This is a genomic window from Neobacillus sp. 19 (genome assembly GCF_049463095.1).
Classification (GTDB): Bacteria; Bacillota; Bacilli; order Bacillales; family Cytobacillaceae; genus Neobacillus.
In genome coordinates this window covers 132014-150355 of record NZ_JBMPZU010000070.1, presented here as the reverse complement: position 1 = coordinate 150355, position 18342 = coordinate 132014, and the positions used below count along the sequence as shown (strand labels likewise).

The following is an 18342-nucleotide window of genomic DNA, read 5'->3' as shown; positions in this document are numbered from 1 at the left end:
TTACATCAATCAAGCAAATAACGGCGAATGGCCGCCGCCACCCCTGCTTCATTATTATTCCCTGTCACATGATCCGCCAGCAGTTTCACCTTTTCCGGTGCATTTCCCATCGCAATCCCGAGGCCTGCCATCGAAAGCATAAGTGAATCATTATAATTGTCACCAATAGCGGCGGTTTGCGTGATAGGAATTCCATGCTGTTCGATCAGTTTTAACAGCGCAGATGCCTTAGTGATCCCACTCGGAGAAATCTCTAAATTAAGGAAATTGAAACTGCTGCTGATTTCCATGTCCCCTCCTACCTGTTCGGCAATCCGTTTTGAAAATTCAGCAAGTCGATCACCGTCATCAAAGACCGCAATTTTCGTAATTTTCGGTTGCTGTTCTTTCATATATTGATAAAAATGATCGATGACCTTGACCTGGCAGTATTTTCGAACCGTTTCACAAGATTCGGGACTAGCGCCTGATTTTTCAAGTGCCGGAATATTATTTACAATCCAGTCCTCATTCCATTTATTTACAAACGGTACAAGCAAGGTATCTCCTTCATAAAAATGGGCGTAGATCCCTTCCGCTTCACATAATTCCCAGAAAAGTAACAGGGGTTCGTGCTGAAAAATAGCCTGCTCGCTGATTTCTCCTGTCTCATCTAGTAGAATGGCGCCATTGTAGGCAATGATCGGCTCTCCCTCCAGGCCGATCGTCCGCGCAATCCATTTTGTTGAAAGTGGGGATCGGCCGCTGCAAATCACCACCTTCCCTCCTTGGCTGCGGTACTCTTGAATCGCTTCAATCGTTTCCACATCAATCTCTTTTTCATCGTTTAATAAGGTGCCGTCTAAATCAGTCGCTAAAAGTGAGTATTTCAATAGTATTGCCCCTTTTGAATTAATATTTTATAATAATTATATATTTACTGAAATAATATTTCAAAACTTACTATACACACGTTAGAAAAAAATGAAGAGGGGGAACTGCAATGCTTTCACCTGAAATAAAAGAAAAACTGCTATCTATTGTAACCAAGGAAAATTTCGCTGATTCCAAAACAGAACGGTTAGTTTACTCCTATGATGCGACGCCAAACTTTCAATCAATGCCTGATGCTGTCGTCAGCCCGCGCAATACTCAGGAAGTTTCCGAAATCCTGAAGGTTTGTAACGAATATAAGGTGCCGATTGTACCACGCGGCTCCGGCACCAACCTTTGTGCCGGTACATGCCCGACGGAAGGTGGAATTGTCCTTCTTTTTAAGCATATGAACAACATCCTAGAAATTGACGAAGAAAACTTGACAATCACTGTTCAGCCAGGTGTCATCACGCTTGATATGATTCATGCGATCGAGGAAAAGGGGCTGTTTTATCCTCCTGATCCAAGCTCGATGAAGATCTCGACCATTGGCGGCAACATTAATGAGAATTCCGGCGGTTTGCGTGGTCTCAAATATGGCGTGACACGCGATTATGTGATTGGCCTCGAGGCGGTTATGCCAAACGGCGATATTATCCGCACCGGCGGAAAGCTGGCAAAGGATGTTGCCGGTTATGATTTGACAAGGCTGTTTGTCGGTTCAGAAGGAACACTTGGCATCATTACAGAAGCGACTTTGAAACTGATTCCGATGCCGGAAACACGAAAGACCATGCTTGCACTCTATCAGGACCTTAACGCAGCGGCAAAATCCGTTTCCAAGATTATTGCCAATAAAATCATTCCGACCACCCTTGAGTTCCTAGATCAGCCGACACTACAGGTGGTCGAAGATTTTGCGCAAATCGGTCTGCCGACCAATGTTCAAGCGGTGCTGCTAATCGAGCAGGATGGTCCTGTGGAAGTTGTCGAAAGCGATATGAAGAAAATCGCTGACGTGTGCAAACAGGAAAATGCCGTATCCATTCAAGTAGCTGCTACAGAGGAAGAAGCCGATGCGTTAAGAACCGCCCGGCGCGCTGCTCTTTCTGCCGTCGCCCGTTTGAAACCGACAACAATATTGGAGGATGCAACCGTGCCAAGGTCGGAAATTGCCAATATGGTGAAAGCGATTAATGAGATTACCGAAAAATATCAACTGACGATTTGTACCTTTGGCCACGCTGGGGACGGAAACCTCCACCCAACGTGTGCAACGGATGCCAGAAATCATGAAGAAATGGAACGCGTTGAAAAGGCATTTGCGGAAATTTTTGAAAAGGCCATTGAGTTAGGCGGAACCATTACCGGGGAACACGGCGTCGGTGCTATGAAGGCCCCGTATCTTGAGTGGAAGCTGAAGGCAGAGGGCATCGCGGCAATGAAAGCGATTAAACAGGCCTTTGATCCGAATAACATCATGAATCCGGGGAAAGTTTTTGCCAAAGACAGCAAGAAACGTGTGGTGGTGACAAGATGACAACGGTACAAGAACAAGAGAAAATCCAGGAACAATTTAAATTACGGATGAACGAGGATGAATTGTTAAACTGTATGCGCTGCGGCTTTTGTCTGCCCACCTGCCCTACTTATATTGAATCGGGTTATAAGGAATCGCATTCTCCCCGGGGAAGAATTGCGCTTATGAAAGCAGTAGTCGACGGAATGATTGAGCCGGATGAGGATTTTGAGCGCTCGCTTGAATTATGCCTCGGCTGCCGGGCCTGTGAACCTGTTTGCCCTTCCGGAGTCAATTACGGTCATTTATTAGAGGATGCACGGGACATTATAAATCAAAATAAGAAGCATTCCTTACCGGTTAGGGTCGTTAGAAAAACCGTTTTTGAGGGACTATTTCCCCACCCTGAACGGATGCGCTGGACGGTTGGGATGCTTGGCTTCTATCAGCGCTCCGGGATTCAGACACTTGCCAGAAAAATTGGCTTTTTAGGCCTATTGCCTGAAAGCTTAGCGACAATGGAAAAAATCCTGCCGACGGTGCCGACGATGAAAGAAATGAAACATCGCCCTGAACAGCTGCCAGCGCTTACAGAAAAGGTCCATCGAGTTGCGTTTTTCAGCGGCTGTTTAATGGATACGATGTTCATGAAGACAAACGATGCCACGATGAAGCTGCTCCAGTTAGCGGGGTGCGAGATTGTGATTCCAAAGAATCAAACCTGCTGCGGTGCTTTGCATGGTCACAGCGGTGAAAAAGCAGAAGCGAAGAAGCTGGCCAAACGAAATATTATTGCCTTCGAAGAGCTGGACGTTGACTTTATCATAACCAACGCCGGAGGCTGCGGCGCGTTTTTAGTCGATTACGATCATTTGCTCAAGGATGATCCGGATTGGCGCGAGCGGGCGTGGGCATTTAAGGGGAAAATAAAGGACATTTCCGAAGTATTAGCAGCGGTTGATTTTCATAAAAAGATACGGCTTGAGCTTCCGGCGCAAGTGATCACCTATCAGGATTCCTGTCATTTACGGAATGTGATGAAGACGGCGTCGGCGCCACGGGTACTGCTGGGTGCGATGAAAGGGGCGGAATACGTCGAAATGAAGGAGGCCGATCGCTGCTGCGGTTCTGCCGGAATCTACAATATCGTCGAATCTGAAATGTCGATGGTCATGTTGGATTATAAAATGGAGCAGGCAAAGGCAACGCATGCGGTGACCATTGTGACTGCTAATCCCGGGTGTTTGTTACAAATGCAGCTTGGGATTGAACGCGAGGGCTTGTCTGGGAAAATGCGCGCTGTGCATATCGTCGATCTATTGGCAGAAGCGGTGAAATAAGACTAAACTATGATTGGAGGCTGCCTTTTATTAGGTAGTCTTTTTTATTGAGGGAGTACTACGGGGCAAGGCGACCTGTTTTCAAAAAAATTCAATAATTTTTGCAGAGAGCGTGACAGACACTTAAAATAGGATTAAAATCATCAATATGCAATAAGAAAAGCGCAGGCGCCCTGGTCAGCGGCGTATGGCCTGGAGCGCTCCAACTGAGATAAAGGAAACACGGTGAGCGCAAGCGTTCAGATGTTGACTTATCGTAGGGCGGAGAGCGAAGGACACTAGCCGCTAGGGCGCTGGAGCTAGACATTTCTCAAAGTCGAAAATTTTATTCTTATCGTATAAAGAAAGTTTGAGGAGGCCGCAACACATTATGCAGCTTAGCAGCGTAGAAATTGAGATTTTAAAAATTATTGAAGAGAACCATAAACTGCCGGTAGAATCCATCGCCTTAATGGCTTTATGCAGCGAAGAAACCGTCAGAAAGACGATTGAAAAATTAGAGTACGAAAAAATTATCATGAGTTACCCGACTTTGATTAACTGGAGCAAAGTCGAGGGGCAGGAAAACGTTATAGCCATGATCGATGTGAAGGTTACACCGAAACGCGGCGTTGGATTCGATGAAGTGGCCGAGAGAATCTCCCGTTTTCCCGAAGTAACTTCCCTTTATCTCATGTCCGGTGCTTACGATTTGTCAATTACTGTGGAAGGAAAAACGATGAATCAAATCGCCGCTTTTGTTTCAGAAAAATTATCAACCATTGAAAATGTTGTGTCCACGACCACCCATTTCATGTTGAAGAAGTACAAGCATGATGGCGTCAATTTTTATAGTGGCAATGATGATAAAGACCGCAGAATGGTGGTTTCACCATGAAACACCCATACGAACACTATCTTTCCCAAACAGCCAAAGATTTGCAGCCTTCCGGAATCAGGAAGTTTTTCGATTTAGCAGCCAGCATGGAGGGCGTAATTTCCTTAGGTGTCGGCGAACCAGATTTCATTACACCATGGAGTATTCGCGAAGCAACAATCTTATCGTTGGAGCAAGGCATGACCGCTTATACCGCTAATCCTGGCTTACTTGAATTACGCGAAGAAATTACGAACTACCTGGTAACAAGATTTGGCGTTCAGTACGACCCAAATAATCAAATTATTGTGACAATCGGAGCGAGCCAGGCAATTGATCTTGCCTTTCGCGCCACTTTGAATCAAGGCGATGAAGTGCTGATCGTCGAACCTGCCTTCGTCTCATACGCTCCATTGGTAGCAATGGCCGGCGGAAAGCCAGTTGCTGTATCCACTTCACCGGCAAATGGATTTAAGGTAACAGCACAACAAATCGAGGCCGCCATTACCGATAAAACAAAAGCCATTTTGTTGTGTTCGCCTAATAATCCGACTGGCAGTATGTTGACGAAAACGGACCTAATCGAAATTGCCGAAGTCATTCAAAGGTACGATTTACTTGTCGTCTCCGATGAAATTTACGCGGAACTGTCCTATGATGAGGAGTTTTGCAGTTTCGCCTCAATTGAAGGCATGTACGAGCGGACGATATTGGTTAATGGTTTTTCCAAAGGCTTTGCGATGACGGGCTGGCGGCTTGGTTTCCTGGCAGCACCGAAGGAATTTTACGAGGTGATGCTTAAAATTCACCAATATACAACGATGTGTGCGCCGAATATGCTCCAGCGCGGTGCCATCGAGGCGCTTCGTAATACGTATGATGAAGTGGAATCAATGCGGAACAGTTATCGCCGGAGACGGAACTATGTGGTTCAGACGCTCAATCAAATGGGCCTTGACTGTCATACCCCCGGCGGCGCCTTTTACGTCTTTCCATCCATTCGCTCTACCGGCCTAAGCTCCGAACAATTTGCTGAGGAACTGTTAATGCAGGAAAAAGTCGCCGTCGTGCCAGGCCATGTATTCGGCGACAGCGGGGAAGGCTATATCCGCTGCTCCTACGCAACCTCGATGGAGCAGCTGCAAGAGGCAATGAAACGAATCAAACGATTTATTGAATCAAAGGGCGTTTCTTATGAAAGCCAGTCCGAAAAAGTGAAAACTCGCTGAAAAATTGGCCCCAAGTGATGATTGCTCACCTGGGGCTTTTCATTTTCTCTACAAAAAGGATTTTGGAATATGGTTAAAGAAGTAATACTAGGTCTGAATCTTTAATGTAAGGAATGGTGGTGCGTTATGCTGAAAAAAGGGAGGCTTATACTGGCAGGCTGTCTGCTGGCAGTAACGGCAGGCGCCTTGGTTAATTTTCTACAAGACCATAAGGAAAAAGAAATACCAACGAAGGGGGAAGAGGCTATGACCACAAATATCCATATTGACCCGGAGATTGATTTGAATAGTAACGATGAAATAACTGTCCTCATTCATTTTAAAACAAAACCTGCGAGAGAAGCTGTTGAGCTGGCAAAAATGCAAGGTGTGCCACTAACTCTAGAACAGGCTGAACGAGATGTAAAGGAGAGCCATCAACGATTTCAAGCCGATGTAAAAAAATATTTAGACGGCGGGCAAATTTCCTATACAATCAAGCACACCTATACTGCTGCTTTTAACGGCGTGGCCATAAAGCTGCCTGCCAATGCCATTCAAGCATTACTGAAATCAGCTGAAATTGAAGCCATCTACGCGAATAAGGAAATCAAGAATATCCCGCCAGTGCAGCCGTCTTAATGTTAAATACAACGACCGTTAATTACTTGATTAAATCAGAAGAACCAAGGCATCGCCTTGGTTCTTCTTAACCATTATTGGGACTGTTTTCCTAATTCTATAATGGCAAAAACCTTCACAGCGTTGTATTCTTCTGTTGAAAGTCGCTGCAAAACAACCCCTTTAATCTCGGATTTCTCTTCAGGGGTGATGCCGCCGTCAGCCTTTTTCGCTAAATCTTTGAGCTCGCCCATAGTAAACTTGGACAATAAGAACTTTAGAACATCTTCTCTCGATTTGAAGTTTAGACCCGGCTTATTTTTAACAGGAGCTGGCGTGCTCACTTTTGTTTCGGCTGGGGTTGTTTGACTTGCTTCCGTTGTTGCAGGCACAGTTGATTCCTTTGGTGTGGCAGGTGCGGTAGACACAACGGCATATTTAGTCAGGATTTCTTCCTTTTTCTCAGAACCTACTTCATCTTCAATCTCTTTCTGAACGGTTGGATCCTCTAATAATTCCTGGATATCCTTTTCCGGAATTTGCGTGGCTAATTCTTTGACTACTTTTTCCGAAGCCAGGTTCATTCCAATCCTGTAGCCTGCAAAACCCAGGATTAGAATGATAACCAATGGAATCCCTAATTTCGTTCTTTTCATTTTCCAGAAAGGCCTTACCTGTTGACGGTGAGCTGCCCCTACTTTTTTATAATAAAGACCCGTTTCATCTTTAAAATATTTAATTCCAATAAATCTAAATGGTGTGGTGACTTCTTTCATTTTCGGCATTTCTGTTTCTCCTTGTTAGTTAGGTGCGGGTCAGCTGCTGTACCCATTCGGATTGTGTTTCTGCCACTTCCAGGAATCGCGGCACATGTCTTCAATTCCCCGTGATGCAGTCCAGCCAAGTTCCTTTTTTGCTTTTTCCGGGTCAGCATAGCAGACGGCCACATCTCCTGGCCTTCTGTCGACAATTTTATGCGGAATCTTTTCTTCTGACGCCTTTTCAAACGCTGACACAATCTCTAATACGCTATAGCCTGTACCAGTTCCCAGATTATAAGCCTCTACTCCATTTGCAGACATGACTTTTTCAAGGGCTTTTAAATGACCAAGGGCAAGGTCGACAACATGAATATAGTCTCTCACACCTGATCCATCTACGGTTGGGTAATCACTGCCGAACACTTGTAATTCTGGCAATTTCCCCACAGCTACTTGAGTAATAAATGGCATTAAATTATTTGGAATCCCGTTTGGATCCTCGCCAATCCTCCCGCTTTCATGGGCGCCAATTGGGTTAAAGTACCGGAGCAAGGCAATGCTCCAGCCGTGATCTGCCACATATAGATCCCGCAGAATTTCCTCAATCATCAGCTTTGTCCGTCCATACGGATTGGTGGCGCTCAACGGGAAATCCTCTGAAATCGGTACCCGTTCCGGCATCCCATATACGGTTGCAGATGAACTAAAGACAAGGTTTTTGACACCGTATTGTTTCATCACTTCACAAAGAATGAGCGTCCCTGTAATGTTGTTATGATAATAATGAAGAGGAATCGATACGGATTCACCGACCGCCTTTAAACCGGCAAAATGAATCACTGCCTCAATTTCATTTTCGGAAAATACCTTCTGCACTTCATTCCTATCGAGCAAATCTACTTCATAAAACGGAAAGTCCTTACCCGTAATCTCTTTTACCCGTTGCAGTGATTCCGCCTTACTATTTGAATAATTATCAAGCACGATTATTTCATATCCGGCCTCTAACAATTCAATACATGTATGACTGCCAATATAACCGGCCCCGCCTGTAACTAATATAGACATATTTATCTCCTTCATTTATCATTCTTCCGAGCACAATTACCTATTATTTTTGCAATAATTGACTGTTTGACTACCATTATACACCACACCCGGGTTCCGTTAAAATAGTGATCTGTTTAAATATTTGTGCATTATTGGACATACTATTTCACAAGTCGAAACAATGACCCTCGTTAAAAGGAGTTAACCAATGCCGTTAATGATTTTTTCCACCATTAGTTTAATCGCCGTCATATATTTTACCGTGAAGCCCAAACATTTGACTACACTTGAGCTGGCGATGTTGATTATCCTTGTGATTTATCTGGACAGCAATATTATGGATATTGCCATGTTAAACCTTGAGCGCATTCATTTATCTAAGAATCTGTCTGACCAGTTTTCCTTTTATTGCACATTTATCCTATTATACCCGCTGATGATTGCTTGGAATATAGACCATATTCATACGATTCGCTTAAAATCAGTTAAAATAGTGTTCTCTCTCCTTACTATTTTGTCGATCACAGCATTTGAAGGGTTAACCAATTATTTAAAGATAGTGAAATATAGCAGCTGGAATTGGCGGATGGACCTTGTTCAGTGGCTCTCGATTTGGCTTGTTACCTATTCGGTCCATAAGCTGTTCCAAAAATTAGTTTTGAAAGAGTTGAAGCAGTAATGTTGCCATCCCCAGATCAATTCGATAGGAATGAATGGTTTATCATCATTTCGCTAATCGTCATGTATACCTTGATATTTTTGCTTCCGAAGAGATTCCCGCATACGGTCACCTTAATCATGCTTTTGTTTAGCATGACGTATGTCCAGGTTCTTGATCATATTTTAGCCGGCTTAAGCTTTAATTTATATGATATCAACGATGTTGAAACATACGAATGGTTCGATCTCATCACCTGGTTTCTCTACCCGCCTTTTGGTTATTTCTTTGTATACTTCTTTGATAAGTGGTCCGTTCGCAGGACCGGGGTATTTTGGTACATATTCCTCTGGGTATTGATTGCCATTGGAGAAGAAGCCCTCAGCTTGAAGTTTAACATCTTTACTTATACCGGATGGAAGCTTTCTTATTCCATTCCTGTTTATTTTATTACCTTAAGTATTTATCTGCTTTTTCTTCCTATATATAAAAGGCACGTTTGAAAAATATAAAAATCAACAAGCTCAAGAGTGAAAAGACTGGCTCACACTTATTTCCCGCCTTTTTGGTATTGATCTCGGCTATTTTTCTGTTCTTATTCTGAAAATCTTTGGATACAATCGTTTACGCTTTAATTTTTTTAAGACCATGGAACTAGCTTGATAGAGACTGAGCCCAACCACTACGCCCGCGCTGTCTATGAAAACGTCCTTTGCCTGCGGACCCCTGCCCGGTACAAAGATTTGATGAATCTCATCTGTAATTGCGTAAAGGATACAGATTCCCAGTGCAAGCAGCCACCCCTTTAATCCGGAAATCTTACTTTTTATCAAGGCATGAAAGACCCACATCGCAAGCATTAAATAAATGAAGAAATGGGCATTTTTCCTGACAATATGATTGAACCGCTCCAAGCTTACATCCGAGTGAGGTGTTACGCGTTTCACGGTTTCAACAACAACCTCTGTTACTCCCTTACTAAGCTTATTGGAATGGACTGCCGGCTGCGCTGAAAGATAAAAGATGAGAACCATCCAAAGGGCGACAATGATCCATGGCAAAATAGCACCAATTTTTTTAAATAATGACATGATATAGATCCTTCCTAATCCAGCACCAAGCCGGAAAATTCACTCTTAAATTTTACCACAAATTTCCCTGCCGCCGAATGGTATTATTTTTTTATAAACATGGCTAACAATTACTGGTTACCGATTTAATCTTATTGAGACACCCAAAATAAACTAGTATACTACTTAATAGATAATTAGTATCACAGTCGAGGGCGAAATCTTTATTTATTGAAAAAGATCTGTTTCGAGACATCATGATAGGGGGAAAAGATGAAACAGGAAGGTTCAAAATCCATTGTAATGCCACTTACCATCTCCATTATTGCCATTTCCTTTTCAGCAATTTTTGTCAAATGGTCGGATGCACCGGCCTCCATTTTGAGTATGTACAGGATGTGGTTTGCCAGCATTTTAATGATACCAATCGTATGGAAAAATCGTTTGGAATTCAAAAAAATAAGTAAAAAGGATTGGGGCTTTTTATTTTTTTCCGGTTTCTTTTTAGCGCTGCACTTTGTTCTTTGGTTCGGCTCGTTGAAGTTAACGACGGTCGCAAGTTCCACGATTATTCTAGCTTTGCAGCCGATTGTCTCACTGGTTGGCGGCTTTTTACTTTTTAAAGAACGAACCACCCTTTCCGCATTGATGACGATGGGCATCGCCATCATCGGAGCGATGATGATTGGCTGGGGCGATTTTGGGTTGAGCAGAGATGCTATTTTGGGCGATTTGCTCTCGTTTTTCAGTGTCATCGCGGTGGTTGGCTACTTATTAATCGGGCAAACCATTGTGAAAAAAGTATCGCACTGGCTTTATAGCTTTTGTGTCTTTTTCTTTGCTTCTATTGTACTAACCATCTATAACGTAGGAACAGGGGTTGAGCTTGTCGGCTATCCCGGCAAGGAATGGGGCATCTTCCTGTTACTCGCTACCGTTCCAACCGTCAGCCACGTGATCAATAACTGGCTATTAAACTACGTCAATGCGACAACCATTTCGATGAGTATTTTAGGTGAACCCGTCGGCTCAACGATACTAGCCTTTCTATTACTTAACGAGCGTCTCGTCAGCTGGCAGATTGCCGGCGGCCTCCTCGTCCTGCTCGGCGTCTTCTTCTTCCTAAGCCAGCAGCACAAACCTATACCAAAAGTAATAAAAGAATCGACACTAACCCCCTAGAACAAATCTAAGGGGTTTTTTTGCGACTGTTTTTATAGGACGTTTTTCCTTTGCTTATAGGAAAAAGTATTCATTTTTAATTTTTTTCCAAAATAATCAAGCTAGAAATAATACAATAGGATGAGGTGATGAAAATATGGAATTTAATCTAAGCGGGGCTCTTAATCAGGGCAGACGGATCAATGATCTTGCGGCAGATATTAGAAGCAGTAAAAATAGTTTACATGTTGTGAAAGGCAGTCTGGGTGGCAGCTGGAAGGCTACTGAAATGAATTATATCAATAATCATTTTGACAAATTGGCCACAGAGCTTTCCCAGTTAGCAAGTGAACTAGAGTCAATCGGACACGACATCCAAAGTACAGCAAATGAAATACATAAAGAAATAGAAGCAAAAAAAGCGGCGGAAGCAAAGGCGAAGGCTGAAGCTGAGGCCAAAGCGAAAGCTGAAGCTGAAGCCGCTGCAAAAGCCAAAGCCAATCCCTAACATAAAGCACTAGCGGACTCTGGAGGTAAAGATATGTCCCAAATCAAGATACATACTGACAGTGTTGAACAGATTAGCAGCCAAGTCCGGCATCAAGCCGGGAAATGTACCACAGCTAAAACCAGCCTGCAATCCACTATCTATCAAATCGACAGCCGCATCTTAGCAAGGAAGAACATTAGCGGCCGGCTTCAAGCGGCGAACACATCGCTTGGAAAAATAACGAAACAGATGCAGGAATTAGAAAGCTTTCTAAAACAATCAGCCAATTATTATGACGAGGCAGAAAAAAAAATTAAAGGGGCAAATAACTTTGGACAGCTTGCCCGCGATTCTTTAATGGGAGCTGCAGCGTTGGCAGCTGATCCAAAAACCTTCCTTCGCGCGGGCAAAGGCCTTTCCTTTAAGCTGTTTCGCAAGAACGGCCATATCTTGATAAAGGTCGCCAGAGGAAAAGTAAGCAGCCACCAAGACTTTACGAAATATTATAACCTATTGAAGGAAAACCTCAGCGGAACAGCAAAATGGAGCCGGAGTTTTGTCACAAGATTAGTGAATGAAGGCGTTCCGATCTATGATGAAATGAGGGGCCGCTATTTTAATAATCGAAATAAATTTGCGAACACCCAATTTGATGCCTTAAATAAGGTCATTCATGACATAGGTGATGACCAAGTGAAGGTGATGGGCAGAGCGGTTAAAGATAGTTTTATCGATGAAATAAAGGTTTGGGATGATTTTAAGGGCTGGAAGAATACCCAAAGTTTAGCCAACACCGGAAAGGCACTGGGGATTATTGGCACTGGCTTTACCGTTTGGAGTGATATTGAGGATAGTTTCCTTGATAAGCATACAGGCAAGTGGAGCTACAGCTCAGGGAAGCTAAAAGAATTTGGTGTCAATCTTGGTGTTGATATCGGAATGGGCGCTGGCGCTGTCGCGATAGGGGCTGCCGCAGGTTCTTTCCTCCTCCCTCCTCTTGGTACCGTTGTCGGAGGTGCTGTTGGCTTTACCGTCAATGCAGCAATGAACTTCAAATTTGGCGGACCGCCTGCTGAAAGTATTACAGACCGGGTAAAGGAAATGGCCAACCATCCAATTAAAACAGCGCAAGCAGTGGGTAGTACGATTTCCAAATCAATAAAAAAAATCTTCTGGTAGGAGAATCATATGTTAAAAAACAGTAATGAAACAGACTTCTATGAACTTAAGAGCGTGGCCTATGGACGCTTAAGCCCTACTCGCATCTCTTCCTTTTTTTGGGTATCGTTTATCATAAGCGGCATTTCCACTTTGGTGGTAACTGTCGGATCCGGTTCCATGATGTTTATTAGTGATGCATGGCTTCAATTTATTAGAATGGATATCTATGCATTATTAATACATCTCTTTATAGCCATTTTTTTCTCATTTACTAAAAATGCATACAAGTTTCAAAAGTTGCAAGCTATTTTATTAACGATTTTCAGTTTAAAAATGTCACTTGATTTTTATAAGGTCTACTTTCTCGCGTGTGAAGACCGTCTTGCTCCCGGGTATATGTGGACGACTGGCTTTGTTCTGATTGGCGGCGGTCTAATCTATTTAGTTCTTTCGACCTTAAGAGCAATAAGCAGGGTGAAAAAAGGGGCGTTCCGCAAAGGCGGTAAATTACTCTATGATTTTCAAACCTCTAAAGGACATATCAGTCTGTCATTTGTCATTGGAGCCACTATATTAGGAGGGTCGATTATCAAAGCCGTTTCTGCGGGCGGCAATGGTTTGATGGAAGTATACGTGCTGCTGGGGGCATTTGCCCTGGTGCAATATCTCTTTGCCATGGCCTGGCCTGAGTTTTTCCTTATCGCCTATTGTAAATTCCGCTTCGACTCCTTTTTGAAAAAGCCGCCGACAGTACTAACAGATAGAGGAGTGAAACGATGAATATTAAACGAAAACCAGTAGTGTTTCATAATGTTATTCGTGCTGCAGCCACCTGCAAATCGGAAGAATGGTTTGCGAGCGCCGTTGAATTAAGAAATGCAGTGATTAAAAGCGGTTTATATGGGACTGGCCCGATTATCTATCAATTTGCGGGTTATGACCCAAAGACCGATATGGCCGATTATACGTTTTACTTGCCGGTAAATGCCCCGATTCAGCTAACGGAAAATGCAAAATTACAGTTTTTCCCGGAATGGAAGTTTGCGGATGGATTGGTGGTCCGCCACGCTGATTTGGAGGAGGACCTAGAGGAATCCTATGAGGTGCTCCGGGCATGTGCAGATGAATTTCGTTTGGAACTGCAGGAACCCTTTTACCATATTTATTTAGATGTCTATGGCGGCGGAATCATTGATATATATGCACCGATCTCGGGAGGAGCGGTTAGATGATTAATCCAAACGACTCCATCCGATTCGCCAATGTTCTTTCACGGAAATATCGCTTTCATTATCTCGATATGAATGAGGCACTTGAAGATTTCTTACACGATATCGGTTCCCACAAGGGGACGGTGCGCGGTCCGCTCTTCTACTCGATTCATAATATTCCGTCCGATGAAGTGATCAATGCCGAGTTTTATATGCCCATGGAGGAAGATTGGATTGAGCCTATGGCCGATATGCGTTTCCATAGTTTCTATAGTATTGAAAACATGATATCGCTATGCATCGCCGAAAACCTTGAGGTCAAAACGGAAGCCGCTTATAAGCTGTTATTTGAGTACATGAAAGAGTATAGCTTAGAGCAGGCAACTCCAATTTTCCACGTTATATCCGGGGATGAGAACTTTCAATATTCATTTATCAAGATTGGAGTCATCTGACCACTCTCACCAATACGGGAGTGGTTTTTTCTCTTTTTCTTATATGTTGGCCGAATTGGCACCATTTGGCCTCGTCCATCCTTTATTTTTTGTCAACTTTTTGACTTTTGTAGAAAATTGACAGATTCCCCCGCTGTTTATAGTAAAATTCTTTTGTATTGTATGCCTTTACAGGTGCATCCAGGGGAATAGGGGGAAAAAAGAATGGATCGAAAAATCAATAATTGGCTCAATAATCCTGTCTATTTTCGCTGGGGATTTTTTATTTTATTGCTCGTAAGTTCTGTTCTCTATTTATTTCAAATCGAACCGAATCATTTATATGTATTTTATATCCTTGCCTCCGTATTTTTAGGGATTGGTTTTTACCAAACAAACACATGGTTTTTATTCGTTTTAACGACAGCAGTAGTCGTTTGCCGGCTATTAAGCGGCCCGGAACCAATTAGCATTCTGTCTTTTCTTATTCTCGAATTTACCTATCTATTAATCATGATGATTTCAGTTGGCATAATGAAGCGTAATCAAAAAATTAACGATGACAGCCTGGAATTAATTTTTGCCTTATCCAAGACGCTGGATTCAAAAGACACCTACACATCCGATCATTCACAAAATGCCGCTTGGTACGCAGTGGAAATTGCTAAAAAGATGAATTTGCCTAATCATGTCATTGTTGCCGTCCATCAAGGCGGACTATTACACGATATTGGCAAAATCGGAATCCCTGAACATATTCTTGTGAAGCCGGACAAACTAACGGCCAAAGAGTATTCCATTATAAAACAGCATCCCGTCATCGGCCATGAAATCATTAAACACGTGACATGCTTTAACGAAAACGGTGTGCTTGATCTTGTTCTATACCATCATGAAAGATATGATGGCACAGGGTATCCAAAAGGATTAATGGGTAATGAGATTCCATTAGCTGCCCGCATCATGGCGATTGCCGATACCTTTGATGCGATGACATCGAACCGGGTCTATCGAAATGCACTTAGTTTAGAACAAGCGCTTCAAGAAATTAAAAAAAATAGTGGAACACAATTTGACCCTTTTATTACCGATGTGTTCCTCAGTCTTTTTGACAATAAACAGGAACATGGAATTTCCACTTATGAGGACAGCACGTTGGAACATTCCGTGGGTCGGCAATTATCTTAAATACTTAAAAGGGTGTGTGAGGAAAGTGAATTTTAAAGGCAGGATTGTGACATTCTTTTTTGTATTAGGGATTAATTCTATTTACATGGCCTATTACTTTATTCGCGATGGTTTCATCAGCTGGATGGAGTATCTCGGATTACCTGTTTTGCTCAGCCTTTCCTGGTGGTTTGGCAAGCAATATGATCGGGCAAAGTTTTACTCAGAAAAAGACGCCCTGACCGGGATCTATAATCGCAGATTTATTGAAACCATTTTTTTAAAAATAAAAATGGCGGCTGATCGGAAGAATCATGGCGTTGCCATTCTCTTCATCGACATCAATAACTTTAAAACCATTAATGATTATTTCGGACACAAGGAGGGGGATAAGCTGTTAAGGGTGATTTCCGGCCAATTAGAGAGAAGTGTCCAAAACACAGACATTGTTGCCCGTTGGGGTGGAGATGAATTCATCATCCTCTCCCCCTGCATCATGAAAAAGGATACCACCCATGAATTGATGGAACGAATGAATCATCATCTTAAAATGATCTCGTCCACTCATTCAGAAATCAGCGTTTCAGTCGGCACCGCTTTGTACCCTGCTGAAGGCGCAACACTCGATGAGTTATTACGAGTAGCAGATAAAAAAATGTATAATATGAAAATCCGGCATAAAGCATAAAGGATTCACCTTTACCATATTTTTTACATTTCACTCCACTTATAATTTTGATACACTGGAGAGCAATTGCATATCATTTTGTAAGTTATTAGGAGGTTTTTTCAACATGAGATCTCAAAAAAAGAAAAGTAAAAAATGGATGAAGGTGACCGCTGTGATTCTTTCGCTAATGGTAATTGGCGGAGGCGTGTACGGGTACACTGTATATAAATCATTGAATAAAGCGGTTGACGCGATGCATCAGCCTATTGAGCGCAAGCAATCAGATAAACGGGAAGACGCTGTATCGCTCAAAGCAAAGGATCCGTTTTCCGTCTTAATGCTGGGTGTGGACGAGCGTGAAGGTGACAAAGGCCGTTCCGACACGATGATTGTCTTAACGGTTAACCCGAACAACAATTCAGTGAAAATGCTCAGCATTCCAAGAGACACCAGAACTGAAATTATCGGCAAAGGAAAAGAGGATAAGATCAACCATGCCTATGCGTTTGGAGGCGTTCCAATGGCAATGGACACGGTGGAGAACTTTCTTGATATTCCTATCGATTATTATATCCAGGTGAACATGGAAGGATTCACAGAAATGGTCGATGCCGTTGGCGGTGTGACTGTTCAGAATGATTTAGATTTCACCCAGGATGGCATTCATTTTGCAAAAGGAGAGCTGACACTGGATGGTGCTCAAGCCTTAAGCTATACAAGAATGAGAAAAGAAGATCCTCGCGGCGACTTTGGCCGCCAGACAAGACAGCGCCAAATCATTGAGGGTGTGGTGAAAGAAGGGGCAAGCCTTTCAAGCTTAACGAAGTTTTCCGATATTTTTACCGTCCTTGGTAATAACGTAAAAACGAACCTGACGTTTGAGCAAATTGCCACCATTCAAAAAGGCTATAAAGGTGCCGGAACATCCATTCAGCAAATGGAATTAAAAGAACAAGGAAAAATGATCAACCACATCTATTACGGCATGGTATCACCAGAAGAAAAGCAACGCGTGCAAAACGAATTAAAGACACAATTGGAGTTATAAGCGCAAGCGCCCGGTCAAATTCTTTTATTATATTGAAAAAGTCCCTTCATGACTTACATCAAGAAGGGACTTTTTTTCGCTCAAAAACAGCGAAAAACGAAGAATTACTAAGGTAACAGTGGGAATTATCGCTTACATTACCGATGTTTTCGTTTTCAAGACAATTGTTTCCGTTTTCAGCGAGATTGTGTAAATCCCCCATTACCTTGATAATAAAGGTATCAAATCAAGAGGAGGTAATTTCAAATGAAAAAGCTGTTATTAAACATCGTTGAAAAAATCGAACAAAACCATGAATATCTTCCATTTCATCTAGTAGAACCAGTTCGTCCTAACACCGAAAAAAAATAGGTGGGACGAACTTTTTTTTTTGCAAAAAAAAGAGTACACCACGTCGTAGTGCTGTACTTGCGCCTAAATGGCTTGCACCTCGTTCGCATCATTTTCCTTTTTGAAGGCGATTTTTAATTTGAAAAGGCTGGCAGCAATAAAGGCGACTATCGATAGAAGTAACACGTACGTCCAAATTTGTGCAACAGTTGGCGTATTCCAAATACCTAGGAAGTAAAGCATCGATGGGATGGTTAAGGTTACCCATGACTGTACGAAAGCAACAAATCCAAGGTATTTTTCAAATTTCTTTTTAAGCGTGTTAGCTAAAAAGAATAGAAACCATAGAAATGACCACATTCCCCATGTTAATGCATTTACTACATCGTGAAAGTGCACCACAGATGTAATAGTATAAACGATGGCAATAATGGAAACCCATAAGCTAAACCAGCCAAGACCGTTGCCCTCGAGACCCTTCAATACCGTGATTCCCAAATATAAGAAGGTTAAACCAAATAAAAAAGTCGCTGCATTATTATAAAGGTCCCAATTATTTTGATCAGAAACAATCAATAAATAAAATGGAATGATGATTTGAATACTTCCTATAAAAATATTAAAAACTCCAACACTCTTCCCATCAGCCTTTCCTACCGTCATAAGACTGTTTAAAAATAAGGCGGCCCCAGAAAGAAATAAACCGACAAAGCCCACACTATTCCTCTCCTT

Annotated in this window: 21 protein-coding genes; 16 read left to right on the top strand and 5 right to left on the bottom strand. The window is 42.6% G+C overall.

Annotation, left to right across the window (positions count from 1 at the left end; genetic code table 11):
- Positions 1–5: 5 nt before the first annotated feature.
- Positions 6–872, bottom strand: a complete 867-nt coding sequence (locus tag ACO1D1_RS22750; RefSeq protein ID WP_423337227.1) for a Cof-type HAD-IIB family hydrolase — start codon at positions 870–872, stop codon at positions 6–8.
- Between the two features lie 110 nt (positions 873–982).
- Between ACO1D1_RS22750 and glcD the strand changes: the two genes are divergently transcribed.
- From glcD to ACO1D1_RS22725, 5 genes are all read left to right on the top strand, one after another.
- Positions 983–2395, top strand: coding sequence for a glycolate oxidase subunit GlcD (glcD, locus tag ACO1D1_RS22745; protein ID WP_423337226.1), 1413 nt, complete (start codon positions 983–985; stop codon positions 2393–2395).
- Positions 2392–3714 (top strand): (Fe-S)-binding protein, encoded by a 1323-nt coding sequence (locus tag ACO1D1_RS22740; RefSeq protein ID WP_423337225.1) that lies wholly within the window; start codon positions 2392–2394, stop codon positions 3712–3714. Before glcD ends, ACO1D1_RS22740 begins: the two co-directional genes overlap by 4 nt.
- Before the next feature lie 370 nt (positions 3715–4084).
- Entirely contained in the window at positions 4085–4591 is a 507-nt protein-coding gene (locus ACO1D1_RS22735) for an Lrp/AsnC family transcriptional regulator (protein WP_423337224.1), read from the top strand.
- On the top strand, positions 4588–5799 hold the full coding sequence (locus tag ACO1D1_RS22730) for an aminotransferase (protein WP_423337223.1): 1212 nt from the start codon (positions 4588–4590) through the stop codon (positions 5797–5799). Before ACO1D1_RS22735 ends, ACO1D1_RS22730 begins: the two co-directional genes overlap by 4 nt.
- A 126-nt stretch (positions 5800–5925) precedes the next feature.
- The gene (locus ACO1D1_RS22725; protein WP_423337222.1) at positions 5926–6420 is read left to right on the top strand and encodes a protease inhibitor I9 family protein; all 495 of its coding nucleotides are present in this window, start codon (positions 5926–5928) and stop codon (positions 6418–6420) included.
- A gap of 74 nt (positions 6421–6494) precedes the next feature.
- Here the strand turns inward: ACO1D1_RS22725 and ACO1D1_RS22720 are convergent, their stop codons facing one another.
- Positions 6495–7184 carry a hypothetical protein gene (locus ACO1D1_RS22720; protein WP_423337221.1) on the bottom strand — a complete coding sequence of 230 codons (690 nt, stop codon included), beginning with the start codon at positions 7182–7184 and terminating at the stop codon, positions 6495–6497.
- A gap of 30 nt (positions 7185–7214) precedes the next feature.
- Complete coding sequence (galE, locus tag ACO1D1_RS22715; protein ID WP_423337220.1) at positions 7215–8228, bottom strand: UDP-glucose 4-epimerase GalE; 1014 nt, start codon at positions 8226–8228, stop codon at positions 7215–7217.
- 190 nt (positions 8229–8418) lie between these two features.
- On the opposite strand from galE, the gene ACO1D1_RS22710 reads away from it, so the two are divergent.
- Both ACO1D1_RS22710 and ACO1D1_RS22705 read left to right on the top strand, forming a co-directional pair.
- A complete protein-coding gene (locus tag ACO1D1_RS22710; protein WP_423337219.1) occupies positions 8419–8889 on the top strand; it encodes a hypothetical protein in 471 nt (156 codons plus the stop codon).
- Positions 8889–9371, top strand: a complete 483-nt coding sequence (locus ACO1D1_RS22705) for a hypothetical protein (RefSeq protein ID WP_423337218.1) — start codon at positions 8889–8891, stop codon at positions 9369–9371. The genes ACO1D1_RS22710 and ACO1D1_RS22705 overlap by 1 nt, the downstream gene beginning before the upstream one ends.
- Positions 9372–9449: 78 nt before the next feature.
- Here the strand turns inward: ACO1D1_RS22705 and ACO1D1_RS22700 are convergent, their stop codons facing one another.
- Entirely contained in the window at positions 9450–9959 is a 510-nt protein-coding gene (locus ACO1D1_RS22700) for a VanZ family protein (RefSeq protein ID WP_423337217.1), read from the bottom strand.
- 252 nt (positions 9960–10211) lie between these two features.
- Here ACO1D1_RS22700 and ACO1D1_RS22695 point away from each other — a divergent pair, with 252 nt between their 5' ends.
- The 9 genes from ACO1D1_RS22695 (at position 10212) to ACO1D1_RS22655 (ending at position 17280) form a co-directional block, all read left to right on the top strand.
- Positions 10212–11120 (top strand): DMT family transporter, encoded by a 909-nt coding sequence (locus ACO1D1_RS22695; RefSeq protein WP_423337216.1) that lies wholly within the window; start codon positions 10212–10214, stop codon positions 11118–11120.
- Positions 11121–11256: 136 nt separating this feature from the next.
- A complete protein-coding gene (locus ACO1D1_RS22690; RefSeq protein ID WP_423337215.1) occupies positions 11257–11607 on the top strand; it encodes a hypothetical protein in 351 nt (116 codons plus the stop codon).
- Between the two features lie 33 nt (positions 11608–11640).
- Positions 11641–12768 (top strand): hypothetical protein, encoded by a 1128-nt coding sequence (locus tag ACO1D1_RS22685; protein WP_149871753.1) that lies wholly within the window; start codon positions 11641–11643, stop codon positions 12766–12768.
- 9 nt (positions 12769–12777) lie between these two features.
- A complete protein-coding gene (locus ACO1D1_RS22680) occupies positions 12778–13530 on the top strand; it encodes a hypothetical protein (protein WP_149871754.1) in 753 nt (250 codons plus the stop codon).
- Positions 13527–13982: a DUF5085 family protein gene (locus ACO1D1_RS22675; RefSeq protein ID WP_423337214.1), complete on the top strand. Its 456-nt coding sequence runs from the start codon at positions 13527–13529 to the stop codon at positions 13980–13982. Before ACO1D1_RS22680 ends, ACO1D1_RS22675 begins: the two co-directional genes overlap by 4 nt.
- Positions 13979–14416, top strand: coding sequence for a DUF5085 family protein (locus ACO1D1_RS22670; protein ID WP_149871756.1), 438 nt, complete (start codon positions 13979–13981; stop codon positions 14414–14416). Before ACO1D1_RS22675 ends, ACO1D1_RS22670 begins: the two co-directional genes overlap by 4 nt.
- A gap of 204 nt (positions 14417–14620) precedes the next feature.
- Positions 14621–15583, top strand: a complete 963-nt coding sequence (locus ACO1D1_RS22665; RefSeq protein ID WP_423337213.1) for an HD-GYP domain-containing protein — start codon at positions 14621–14623, stop codon at positions 15581–15583.
- A 16-nt stretch (positions 15584–15599) separates the two neighbouring features.
- On the top strand, positions 15600–16250 hold the full coding sequence (locus tag ACO1D1_RS22660) for a GGDEF domain-containing protein (protein WP_423337212.1): 651 nt from the start codon (positions 15600–15602) through the stop codon (positions 16248–16250).
- Positions 16251–16356: 106 nt separating this feature from the next.
- Positions 16357–17280, top strand: a complete 924-nt coding sequence (locus tag ACO1D1_RS22655; RefSeq protein ID WP_423337211.1) for a LytR family transcriptional regulator — start codon at positions 16357–16359, stop codon at positions 17278–17280.
- 414 nt (positions 17281–17694) lie between these two features.
- On the opposite strand, the gene ACO1D1_RS22650 is transcribed toward ACO1D1_RS22655, so the two are convergent.
- The gene (locus ACO1D1_RS22650) at positions 17695–18327 is read right to left on the bottom strand and encodes an AmiS/UreI family transporter (protein WP_423337210.1); all 633 of its coding nucleotides are present in this window, start codon (positions 18325–18327) and stop codon (positions 17695–17697) included.
- Positions 18328–18342 lie beyond the last annotated feature (15 nt).